Source organism: Thalassotalea insulae (genome assembly GCF_030161395.1).
GTDB lineage: Bacteria > Pseudomonadota > Gammaproteobacteria > Enterobacterales > Alteromonadaceae > Thalassotalea_E > Thalassotalea_E insulae.
The window spans coordinates 63433-75100 of record NZ_BSST01000001.1 but is presented as its reverse complement, the minus strand read 5'-3'; the positions used below and the strand labels follow the sequence as shown (position 1 = coordinate 75100).

Sequence of the window (11668 nt, the reverse complement as noted above, 5' to 3'; positions counted from 1 at the left end):
CGGCGTTGATTCAACATTTTGCCGTTAAAAGCTGTCTTTCCATTTTCTAATGGTGGCAAAAACAGCTACTTCATCATGCAATGCATGAGCTAGGTATTGCTGGGCACTTTCTTTGATGCTAGTTTGATCTGCTCGTAAAAACGGATTAATTTGCTTTTCCAATGCGATAGATGAAGGTAATGAAACTTTATCCTGACGACGAAGTTCTGCTACTTGATGATAATAATGAACTAACTTAGGGTTTTTGGGTTCAACCGCCAGCGCGAATTCTAAATTGGCTAGTGTATATTCATGGGTACAATAAACAGCCGTTTGCTCGGGTAACTGTTTGAGTTTATTTAATGAAGTGTGCATTTGTTCTGGACTTCCTTCAAATAATCGGCCACAACCACCTGAAAATAAGGTATCTCCGCAAAATAATAACTCGTTATTGTAATAGCCAATATGATCCAGAGTATGACCAGGTAACTCTATTACTGTCAGGGTTACATCAAAATCTGTTAATTCAATTTTATCCTTTTCTTTAAGTTGACGAGTTACATCGGGAATTACATTGCTCTTTGGTGCTAATACCTCTATCGGCCACTGTTTGTTATGGCAATATCTTACTAGTTCTGAGATACCTCCGGTATGATCGGGATGATGATGAGTAATGAGAATATGAGATAATACCAGTTGCTGTTGTTCAATATGATCAATACATACTTTCGCATCACCTGGGTCAATTAAGGCTAAATGATGACTTTCACTCTTTGTTATCGCCCAGATATAGTTATCGGAAAAAGCTTTTATTGGAGAGATGTTAACGTGATTTAACGTTTGACTTTGTGACATAAATCATCCTCAATAATAATATGCTGTTATTATACTGTGGTAACGATAAATTGCCCATCCATGTACTATGATATTAACGAACCTGATAGATAAATAATGAAACCTGCATTAGCATTTAGACAGCCTCACTCGCCATCAAGTTGGCAAAAGTTACCTAACGGTCCATTGATTCTAGACGAAATCAACAGTTTACTGGCGCCTTGGTGGCAAAAATTTTTCGGTTACCACTTACTGAAAATAGGGGCATTAAGCGGTTTTATTGACAGTAGCCAATGTGCGATTAAACATCAGGTAACTGTTTCTGAAAAACAAAAAGTTTGTGATTTATCTGCGAATACCATTTTTGCCGACATCGATGATTTACCTGTACTGGAACATAGCGTTGATGTTTGTGTGTTAAGTCATGTGTTGGAGTTTTCTTTGGATCCTCATCATGTTATTCGCGAGGCCAATCGAGTGTTGATCCCTAACGGCTATCTGGTATTAACCGGATATAACCCATTAAGCTTAGCTGGGTTGAACAGTTTCGTCCCTTATCGTCGCCAACAACGACCGTGGAATGAGCGCTTTTTCTCTGCCATGCGAGTGAAAGATTGGTTGAATCTAATGGGGTACGAAATATTAATGGATCAACGTTGTCTTCACTCTTCATTAGCTCACCAAATGAGCCAGGGAGTGATAGCCCGCAACTGGCGTAAATTTGCCCAGCAATATTTACCAAGTTTAGGGTCTATTTATGTTATTGTTGCCAAAAAGCGGGTGTTGCCGTTAACGCCAATTAAACCGCAATGGAAATTACGGGCGAAATTGCAGCCGGTCAATGTCACCCCCATGAATTCTTCACGAATAAGTAATAAGTAGCACTATGATATTAAGAGCAGAATTAGAATCCTATTTAAATCAATTATTAACGCCTGAGCTGATCAAAGATTTTTGTCCGAATGGATTACAAATCCAAGGGAAAGAACAAATCAATAAAATCATCACCGGGGTAACGGCGACTGAAGCGCTGATCGATCAGGCCATCGTAGCGAAAGCGGATGCAATTATCGTCCATCACGGATACTTTTGGAAAAATGAATCTTATGTTATTCGTGGCATGAAATATCGACGGATCAAAAAACTGCTAGATCATGATATTAATTTATTTGCCTATCACTTGCCGCTGGATATTCACCCTGAGCTTGGGAATAATGCCCAGCTGGCAAAGTTGTTAGAGATTGAAGTTACAGGGCCGCTAGAGCTAGGTAATCAGCAAAGTGTCGCTATTCAGGGGCAACTTAAAACAGCTATTGCGGCTGAAGACTTTGTTAAGCGAGTTGATTGCAAATTGGCCCGAACCTCATTGCATATCGCACCACCATCAAATAAAGCGATAAAAACGATTGCCTGGTGCACTGGTGGAGGCCAGTCATATATCGAGCTGGCAGCCGAGCAGGGGATAGATTGCTTTGTCTCCGGCGAAGTCTCTGAACAAACTACCCATATTGCCCGGGAAATGGATATACATTTTATTGCTGCCGGCCATCACGCCACTGAGCGTTATGGCGTACAGGCACTGGCTCAGCACCTTAATGAACAACTAGCGCCTAATGCTGAGTTTATTGATATCGATAACCCGGTGTAATTGTCGCTGTATATTGGCTTATATCCTATTTCCTAAAAGGATTTAAGCCATTGTACTAATAGCCCGAGCGTTTCATACCATGCAGTGGTGGTTTGTACTAAATTTTGACTGTTTGGCAGGTAATAAAGCCAGCGTTTTTCTTGCTCAAATCCTTTGACATAAAAGTTGGCTGGCGCCGCGATCACTTCGACCCCTTGTTGAACAAAGTAGTTAATCGCGCGTGGCATATGATCGGCGTTAGTTATGAGTGCCGCTTTGCTGCCTTTTATCCGAGGAGCAATAAGTTCAGCTTCTTCTTCGGTATCTTTTGGAAAACTCTCGATCAGTATCTTGTGCTTAGGAATGCCCAATAATATTGCCGCTTGTTTGACTTTTTCAGCATTGGATTCCTGATTATCAAATGCGGCACCAGAGGCAATGATTTGCGCCTCTGGGTGTAAACGATAAATACGCACCGCTTCTACTAAACGCTCCAATGAACAAGTAAACAGTTGTGCGGTTGCCGGTAATTTTTTATCTGATGTATGACCGCAGCCGAGTACCACAATATAGTTTAATGAACCGGTAGGGTTGTTATAACTTTGGTACTGACTTTCTAACGGTAATATTAAACGATCTGATACCCAGCCAATAGAAGATAAAATAAGGATCAAGCTACCAGCAATCAGACAGTTAAAGCTTAATTTTGGCTTTTTATGGAAAAAAACAATGGCGATTATCAACAAAATAGAGATGATGCTAAGCGGCATTAATAGAAAACCAAGTACCTTTTTCAGAAAAAATAAATCCAATTTTAATCCCCTTTGATTAAAAACAATATTTTAGCAATCTAGCGTGTACTTTGAATAGCAAAAGAAATACTTTTTTAGTGGTTGATTTTTTTTTGATACTAAGGTTTAATGCCCTTGTTGTAAAATTAGACTAATTACTCAAATTAAAGCTTTTATCTAAAGATATTGAAGCTTTGCTGAACTGCTTAGCATAGCGCTAAAACGTTTTGGTCTGATATTACACACCAGAAGAGGTGCATTAGCCAGGTAAATAACAATAGGAACCACATTCCTTTGACGGTTATTGAGGGGGACTAGTGCCGAGGAGCTGTATATGTGTGGCATTGCAGTTTCGGTCACTAAGGTTGAATCCTTAGGATTGTCACCGCTACTAACATAGGACCAAGGTCCAGCGTTAGATAGATAAGGGTGGAGAGCTTCTGGCTGAAACGTATATTTCCGTACTATGTTGCGGATACTCTTCAGTCATGCTCTTCCTTAGATATTTTTGTCGTCACATACGACCATTAGGGAGACCTTTTATATGTTATCCATTACATTACTTGATAGTGTACTATTGATGCCCGCTGCTAGAGAGGGTAGTTCATGTCGTTAAACAATTTAACTGTTGCTAAATTTGGTGGAACCAGTGTTGCTGATTTTCAGGCAATGCTACGTTGTGCCGATATCGTTAAAAATGACGCTACTAATCGTTTAGTGGTCGTTTCTGCCAGTTCAGGTGTCACTAATTTACTGGTACGATTAAGTCAGCAAAATATTCCAGCTAGTGAACAACAATCAATTTTAGCGAACATCAGCGACATTCAGCAAAATATCTTAGTTCAGCTTAACGATCAGCAATTAAGTGACGAAATTTCTGTTTTGCTGGATGAACTGGCTGAACACGCGAAGGCGCAGGGTATTAATCACAGTAAGAGCATTGCAGATACTATTTTATCGTACGGCGAGCAAATGAGTTCTCGTATTTTTGCCAAAGTATTACAATCTGTAGGCGTTGATAGCGCGTATTTTGATGTTCGCCAAGTGATGAAAACGAATAGTTTATACGGTCAGGCGCTGGTTGACATTGAACAGTTACAGAAAAATGCGAAAGAATATCTCGCCCCTAAACTTCAACATCAGGTGTTAGTGACCCAAGGCTTTATCGGTCAAAATGAGCAAGGTGAAACTACGACATTAGGCCGTGGAGGTTCTGATTATAGTGCTGCTTTATTAGCGGAAGCATTAACGGCGAATAATCTGGCAATTTGGACCGATGTGGTTGGGATATTTACTACCGACCCACGTATTACTGATCAAGCACGCTCGATTAAAGAGATCAGCTTTGGTGAAGCGGCAGAAATGGCCACCTTTGGTGCAAAGATCTTACACCCGGCCACGCTGATCCCGGCAATGCGGCAAAATATCCCGGTATTTGTCGGTTCCAGTAAAGAGCCTGAAAAAGGTGGCACCCGCATTCAACAACAAGTGGAATCGAGACCGACATATCGTTCCATTGCGTTGCGCAGAGAACAGACCTTAGTCACAGTTAAAAGCCCAGCAATGCTACATGCTAGCGGTTTTCTCGCGAATGTATTTGCGGTCTTAGCAAAACATGAACTCAGTGTTGATTTGATCACTACGTCAGAAATCAGTGTTGCCATGACTTTTGATAATCCAGAAGGTTCAACTCAGGCATTATTAAATTCTACCGTGGTGCAGGAACTTGAACAGCTATGTGAAGTTTCTGTCGAGCACGGATTGTCATTAATCGCGGTGGTCGGTAATCAAATCCATCGTACTAATGGGGTTGGTACCAGTATTTTTGATACCTTAAAAGGCATTAATGTTCGGATGATTTGCCAAGGAGCGAGTGAGCATAATTTGTGTTTTCTTGTGGATGAACAACAGGCGAATGAAGCGGTAGAAAAATTGCATAGCAGTTTGTTTGCTTAACATTAATCTTGACCGGATAAAGAAAAAGCTCAGCGATTGCTGAGCTTTTTCTTTTGTCGTGAAGTTTTTTTATTGTGCTTCATAAGCCAGTGGGTCAACGGCATTATTATCGCTAAATGCTTCTAAGCGTTCCTGACAGGCACCACATTTACCGCAAGCTTTTTCTCGGCCGTTATAACAGGTCCAAGTATCGCTATAATCTAAGCCCATTTTTAAGCCATCAGTTAAAATATCCGTTTTAGATACATTCAGATAAGGGCTAAAAATTTCCACGGGTTCATAATTCGCTATCTGACATACTTCATTCATTTTTAACACAAATTCAGGTCGGCAGTCCGGGTAAATTGCATGATCGCCGGAGTGTGCGCCGTAATATACCTGACTGGCCCCCACAGATACTGCATAACCCACCGCCAGTGACAATAGGATCATATTACGGTTTGGCACGACCGTAGATTTCATATTATCAGCTTCATAATGCCCTTCAGGGATGTCAATATCATCGGTTAATGATGACCCGGCTAATAATTGATTGATTGCAGAAATATCAATAACTTTGTGCTCAATACCTAAGTGGTTGCAAACTGTGCGAGCACAGTCGAGTTCTTTAACGTGTCGTTGGCCGTAATCAAAAGACAGCGCATAAATTTGTTTTCCGTCCTTTAACGCACGATTAAGGACAGTAAATGAATCCATGCCACCAGAATAAATTACAACGACTTTATTACTCATATTTGATGCTCTTTCGGGGTATAATAAAAAACTTGCGCATTTTACTGTAAATCATCAACGGGCTAAAGCATAAAGTGAACACCACAAGTTATAAAATTAATGAATTATTTGAAACGATTCAGGGAGAAGGTTCATTTACTGGACAACCTTCAATATTTATTCGTTTGCAGGGCTGCCCGGTAGGCTGTTCATGGTGTGATACAAAACATACCTGGGAAATTGATTTAGATCAGCAAATACCAGCAGCACAAATGCTAGCTAAGTCTCAGGAAACTGAAGCCTGGTCAGCGCTGAGTCCGATAGAGATCCTTAAGGTTTTTAACGAACAGGGCTTTCAGGCTAAACATATCGTGATCACTGGCGGTGAGCCTTGCATGGTGGACTTAGTGCCTTTATGTTCAGCCTTAGAACAAGCCGGTTATAGTTGCCAGATAGAAACTTCAGGAACTTTTGAGGTGTTAACAACGGCTAATTGCTGGGTGACTGTGTCACCAAAAGTAAAGATGAAAGGTGGCTATCCGATTTTAACGTCGGCGATGCAACGGGCAAATGAGATTAAACATCCGGTTGCAACAGAGCAACATGTAGATGACTTGCTGGCGCTAATAGCAGAGCATCAAATTAACGATACCCCGATTTATTTACAGCCGATCAGCCAGAAAAAGCGCGCAACGGAATTGGCGATTCATACTTGTATTAAACATAATTGGCGCTTATCGGTTCAGGTCCATAAATATATCGGCATAGAATAGCTTACTTTATCTTAGGTTATTTAGCTAACGGCAGAGCGATGGTGACCGTTACGCCTTGTGGGTTATGGTGATTATTGGCTGAGATAGAGCCGCCATGAAACTCGCAAATGAGACGAGCGATATAGAGACCTAATCCTAAATGGGGCTTTTGATCGTCTGGTTTTGCGACTTGATTATCACGAATTGATACCATGGAGTCGAACAATCGTTCGGTCATTTCCTCAGGTAATAAACTGCCGTTATTACTGATATAAAGCCTAAACCAGCCATGTTTTACTTCACTACTGAGGGTAATTTGCTGATCCTGACTAAACTCTACCGCGTTAATGATCACTTTATCGAGTAATTGTGCGAGATGCTCCGGAGAACCGAATAGCTGAATATTTGGCAAAGTGTAGGACAATTGAAACTTTACCTCGGGGTAAATTTGTTGGTAACCTTTGACACAACCATTGAGCACATCAAAAAAATTAAACTGACTTTTATCCGTCGTTTTTAACATTTGCTCTAACCGAGTTGCTTCACTCATATTGGTTAAGATCAAATTTAAGCGATGCAAGCCCGTTTGAGCACGCTCGATATATTCATTGTGGCGGTTACTGTCTTGCTGCATCGTTAGGTTTTCCAATGAGGTTCTCACTACCGCAATTGGCGTGCGTAACTCATGAGACAGCCGAGAAGACATATTTTCCAGATAATGGTTATACTGGCTTAATCGACTGACAGCGGTGGAAAAACTGCGGGACAAGTCACCAATTTCATCGTTGGCTTGCGATGCTGGCATCAGGTTATTTATGCGGCCATGTTCATCAATAGCAAGTTCAGCTTGGTTTCTTAAGGTTCTGATGCGATTAGAAATTCGTGAAGCGAAAAAGAAAAACGCTAAGATACCAAATAGCATAATTGCTAAAATACTGGTAAAGAGTTTTTCTAACGCTTGATTACGGACCGTTCGAATACCATTGTTGGTTTCTTCAACTATCACAGCCCCATGAACATTATTGCCGAAATAAATAGGGTAAGCCGCAGTTAAAATGACGGCTTTATTATCGGAAGTTAGGCGCCATTGCGACATCGGCGTACCGGTTAATGCCGATTCAATGTGTTTACCTGTGAGGTTTTGTGCGTCATAGAGTTGATCGATAAAATCTTTCGGTGGCTGAGTTAATAGCTGGTTAAATAACGGTTTCAGCCAAAATTTTAGTTGGCTGTACCAGCTGTTATCTGGTTGTTGCAGGTTTAAATTCTTTTGCCATAAACCGTTGGCTTTTTTAATATCACCGGCTCTTGCCAGTACGCGCCTGTGTTGATCGACCACCCAGATGCTGGAGTTAGTATAGCTCATGCCTTTAACGATACGTTCAATCTCTGGTGAAGGTACTAAAATAGTGCCTAAGGTATTGGCAGATGACGGATTGGCGCTGGCAATCGTGGTGATGACGTTGCCAAAATGCTGATCAACATCGTGGACGGCAAACGCTAGATTATCGCTTATTTTGGTAAGCGGAATACGAAATTCAACGTGATAACCCTGGTTATTATTACGCCATTTTCCTTGAATAAAAGGCGCAGCTACCGGGGTCACTTGTGTTGGGTGGTTGATTTGAAACGCATCTATCCAACCTGAATTTTTATTACTAATAATAAAGCGTTGAAATGTACCTTGTGGTGTGGTGAATGCTAGTTCCAGATGATCGTTTTTATTAATACTCAGTGCATTGCTATCGCGCATGATCACTTGATCATCAATCACCTTGATAAAAAAGTATAAATACTTATCAAATTTACCGACGCTGGCCGTGTAGTTAAGCGATAATTGACTCGCGCTGCTGACTTCACTACCAGGTAACACATTGTCTAGCCCATAATAATGGGCTTTATTAATAAAATCTGGCCAATCTAAATAATCACCGTCAAGGTTGATTGGTTGTGATAACTGATAACCGTACAGATCTTTACCTTTTTCAACGCTGGGTAAAAAGCTCGCTTGATTGTTAAACAGGTTTGGTCGTTCATGTAAGGCAGTCGCCAGCGCTCGCGCGGTACCTAAAATGGTTTGCTCCTGACCAAAGCGCAGATATTTTTCCATTTCCCAGACATATTGATAACCAAACCAGGGGATGGTTATCAAAAATGTGGATAGCAATAATAACTTACTGCGTAGACCAAATCTTAGTTTCATTATGATGCTGCTGTGTCTGATGGGGATTCTTGCAACCAGCGATAGCCCATGCCATAAACGGTTTCGATACAATCAAAAGCAGCATCGATTTGAATAAACTTTTTTCGTATGCGTTTGATATGTGAAGTAATCGTACTGTCATCGACATAAATATTGGCGTCTTGCATCAGTTGCTGACGGTTTTTTACGTGGCCGGGTTGTTTGGCTAAGGTATAGATCATCCAAAATTCGGTAATGGTGATATCAACCGGCAGTTGATTCCAGCGGATCAACATTTTTTGACTGTCGATGGTTAATGAACCGATAGTTAACAATTGATCTTCTTGTGTTGGTTGTTGCCAGGCATCTTCGCGGCGAAATAACGCCGCAATGCGCGCTGTTAGGTGAGGCAGGCTAATATCTTTGGTTAAATAATCATCGGCGCCGATACGTAATCCGGAAACGGTATCCACATCGTTATCACGTGCAGTTAAGAAGATAATTGGCAAGGTCGAACTTTGACTTCTTAGCCACTGACATAAGACAAAGCCTCCGTCATATTCCTGTGCTAAACCTATATCCAATATGACCAGGTGGGGTAATTTTAGCTGAAATGCCAAGGTGGCACTCTCGCGATTAGCAAAGGTTTGCACTTGATATCCTTGAGCACGCAACACGTCAGCATAATTTTCTCTGATCGCTGCTTCATCTTCTACGATAGCAATACGTTTCAAAGTGAATACTCTCTTACGACTTAGTTTTTCTGCACTATAGCGAAAATAATTGGCAAAATCGCGCATTTATTAAAATTGCCATAATGTTGCCACATTTGACCTTAACATTGCCTTTTTTGCGCCGGTTAAATGCCTTTTTATCTTGTTTTAATAGCCATATCAAACAACGCAAGTGATGACTTGCAATTGCATAAACAACTCACTGATATAAAGGATATAACTATGGCTATATTAACTCGCCCAACCTTATTTAAAAGTAATGCATTGACCTGCGCTTTGCTTCTCACTTTGGTGACAACACCGGTAATGGCTGATGAAGCTTCGGCTAAGGTGACACCAGTATTAGACAGGCAGACTTTAGCTGAGCAGCAAAAAAGAAATGAAAATATTGGTTTTGGCACCGGTATGGTGGTTGGTGCTATTGCTGCTGGTCCAATTGGCGCCATTGTTTCAAGCGTTATCGGGGTATTAACCGCCAATCATATCAATGTGGTAGATGAAAAGGAGCAATTAGCCGTGCAGTTAGATAATCAGCAGAACGAATATCAGGCAGCGTTATCACGTTATCAACGTCAGTTACAGCTAGCGGAGCAATCCTATCAAGATGAGTTGCTTTCTTTACAGCAAAAGCAACAGCTTGCCAGTCAACTACAGGCAGAAAATTTATTAATGAGCCTGCAGTTTTCCACTGGCTCGAGCGAAATTAAACAACATTATTTACCACAAATATCCTCGTTGGCTAAATTGCTACAGCAGTCGCCGAATGTGAATGTTGATTTATCTGGTTATACCGATCTGCAAGGAAGTGATGAGCTTAACCATGCGCTATCGATTGCCCGGGTTAATTCAGTGAAAAAGGCGTTAATTGAACAGGGCATTGAACCAGAACGTATTAGTCTCTATGCCTTTGGTGAACAAGCGCCTGTGGTCGCCAATAATGAGCGTCAAGTCAGTTTCTATGACCGACGTGTAGTGATCAAGTTACAACCGAATGGCATGGATCAACCCAACCAACATACAGTGAGTAATAATTAAAAAGGAGGTGATTATCTTTTAAGATAAAATAATTGTTGATGCAAAGCCAAGCTCCCGTCTTGGCTTTTTTTCTTGGCTCAGCATATAGTAAGGCAATCACATATAAAAGGAAATTACTATGGCGTGGCAGTTGTTATTGTTATCATTTTTTTTAGGCAGCATTCATGTTGTGGGTGCCCACGACTTTCATTCTCCAGAGCCAGGTGTCAACGATAATAAAGCAAGGGGCAAGCAGTTGTTGATTGAACAAGGCGTTGTTCAATATTTGGGAAATGAAGCGTTATTGGTTGCAACAAAACAGCAGAAAATACTCTTTGATCCGTTTTTTCACGACAATATCGGCATTTATCAATTGGTACCAGATAAGGTTAAACAGGCTATGTTCGCGGGCGCTGCGCCATTTGATGATGTTGATGCGGTGTTTATCAGCCATGCCCATAGAGATCATTTTGCTGTAGACAGTGTTGCCCGTTATTTGCAAAACTTTACGCAAGTGAAATTATATGCCTCACAACAAGCTATTACTCAGTTAACTCAGTATATGGCTGAACAGCAATTATCAATTGCGCCATCACGTATGATAGCGGTTGATTTGCAATTGGGGGACGATGTCTGGCAACAAAAAAGTGCAGGGTTAGCGGTATCAGCTATCCGTATTCCACATGCCGGGTGGCCCAGTCGTGCTGACGTTGAAAATATTTTGTTTCAGGTGGTGTTAAACGATAATGTCAGCGTGATGCATATGGGAGATGCAGATCCGGATGTTCAACATTATCTGCCTTATCGTCAGCATTGGCGACAACATACAATTGATATCAACTTTCCCCCATACTGGTTTTTCTTTTCCGCAGAAGGGCGTGATATTTTAACAGACATTATTTCAGCCGATAGTAATGTTGGCATTCATGTACCGATGAAAGTGCCTAACCAGCTAAAAAGTGGTCAGTATCAATATTTTTCAACCGTTGGCGATAGTAAAACTATTAATCGTTCTTTTTAGCTAACATAGGGGTGTTTTACTACAATAAAACTAAAGATAAAAATTAGAAAAATAATATGCTTAGAAT

The 11668-nt window shown here is 41.0% G+C and carries 11 protein-coding genes and 1 riboswitch; of the genes, 6 read left to right on the top strand and 5 right to left on the bottom strand.

Annotation, left to right across the window (positions count from 1 at the left end):
* Nucleotides 1–24: 24 nt before the first annotated feature.
* Nucleotides 25–834 carry a hydroxyacylglutathione hydrolase gene (gene gloB, locus QQK06_RS00435; RefSeq protein WP_284242541.1) on the bottom strand — a complete coding sequence of 270 codons (810 nt, stop codon included), beginning with the start codon at nt 832–834 and terminating at the stop codon, nt 25–27.
* Nucleotides 835–930: 96 nt separating this feature from the next.
* On the opposite strand from gloB, the gene QQK06_RS00430 reads away from it, so the two are divergent.
* Both QQK06_RS00430 and QQK06_RS00425 read left to right on the top strand, forming a co-directional pair.
* Nucleotides 931–1695 (top strand): class I SAM-dependent methyltransferase, encoded by a 765-nt coding sequence (locus QQK06_RS00430; RefSeq protein WP_284242540.1) that lies wholly within the window; start codon nt 931–933, stop codon nt 1693–1695.
* Nucleotides 1696–1702: 7 nt separating this feature from the next.
* Nucleotides 1703–2461 (top strand): Nif3-like dinuclear metal center hexameric protein, encoded by a 759-nt coding sequence (locus QQK06_RS00425; RefSeq protein ID WP_284246543.1) that lies wholly within the window; start codon nt 1703–1705, stop codon nt 2459–2461.
* Between the two features lie 32 nt (nt 2462–2493).
* On the opposite strand, the gene QQK06_RS00420 is transcribed toward QQK06_RS00425, so the two are convergent.
* A complete protein-coding gene (locus QQK06_RS00420) occupies nt 2494–3252 on the bottom strand; it encodes an ElyC/SanA/YdcF family protein (protein WP_284242539.1) in 759 nt (252 codons plus the stop codon).
* Between the two features lie 220 nt (nt 3253–3472).
* Nucleotides 3473–3679, top strand: a riboswitch (Lysine riboswitch).
* A gap of 158 nt (nt 3680–3837) precedes the next feature.
* Between QQK06_RS00420 and lysC the strand changes: the two genes are divergently transcribed.
* The gene (gene lysC / locus QQK06_RS00415; RefSeq protein ID WP_284242538.1) at nt 3838–5187 is read left to right on the top strand and encodes a lysine-sensitive aspartokinase 3; all 1350 of its coding nucleotides are present in this window, start codon (nt 3838–3840) and stop codon (nt 5185–5187) included.
* 69 nt (nt 5188–5256) lie between these two features.
* On the opposite strand, the gene queC is transcribed toward lysC, so the two are convergent.
* The gene (gene queC / locus QQK06_RS00410) at nt 5257–5919 is read right to left on the bottom strand and encodes a 7-cyano-7-deazaguanine synthase QueC (RefSeq protein WP_284242537.1); all 663 of its coding nucleotides are present in this window, start codon (nt 5917–5919) and stop codon (nt 5257–5259) included.
* 74 nt (nt 5920–5993) lie between these two features.
* Between queC and queE the strand changes: the two genes are divergently transcribed.
* Entirely contained in the window at nt 5994–6671 is a 678-nt protein-coding gene (queE, locus tag QQK06_RS00405; RefSeq protein ID WP_284242536.1) for a 7-carboxy-7-deazaguanine synthase QueE, read from the top strand.
* A 16-nt stretch (nt 6672–6687) separates the two neighbouring features.
* Here the strand turns inward: queE and pdsS are convergent, their stop codons facing one another.
* Nucleotides 6688–8856 (bottom strand): proteobacterial dedicated sortase system histidine kinase, encoded by a 2169-nt coding sequence (gene pdsS / locus QQK06_RS00400; protein WP_284246542.1) that lies wholly within the window; start codon nt 8854–8856, stop codon nt 6688–6690.
* Complete coding sequence (pdsR, locus tag QQK06_RS00395) at nt 8853–9566, bottom strand: proteobacterial dedicated sortase system response regulator (RefSeq protein WP_284246540.1); 714 nt, start codon at nt 9564–9566, stop codon at nt 8853–8855. Before pdsR ends, pdsS begins: the two co-directional genes overlap by 4 nt.
* Nucleotides 9567–9788: 222 nt before the next feature.
* Here pdsR and pdsO point away from each other — a divergent pair, with 222 nt between their 5' ends.
* Together pdsO and QQK06_RS00385 are read left to right on the top strand one after the other, a co-directional pair.
* Nucleotides 9789–10601: a sortase-associated OmpA-like protein PdsO gene (pdsO, locus tag QQK06_RS00390; protein ID WP_284242535.1), complete on the top strand. Its 813-nt coding sequence runs from the start codon at nt 9789–9791 to the stop codon at nt 10599–10601.
* Between the two features lie 118 nt (nt 10602–10719).
* On the top strand, nt 10720–11601 hold the full coding sequence (locus QQK06_RS00385) for an MBL fold metallo-hydrolase (RefSeq protein ID WP_284242534.1): 882 nt from the start codon (nt 10720–10722) through the stop codon (nt 11599–11601).
* The last annotated feature ends 67 nt before the right edge of the window (nt 11602–11668 follow it).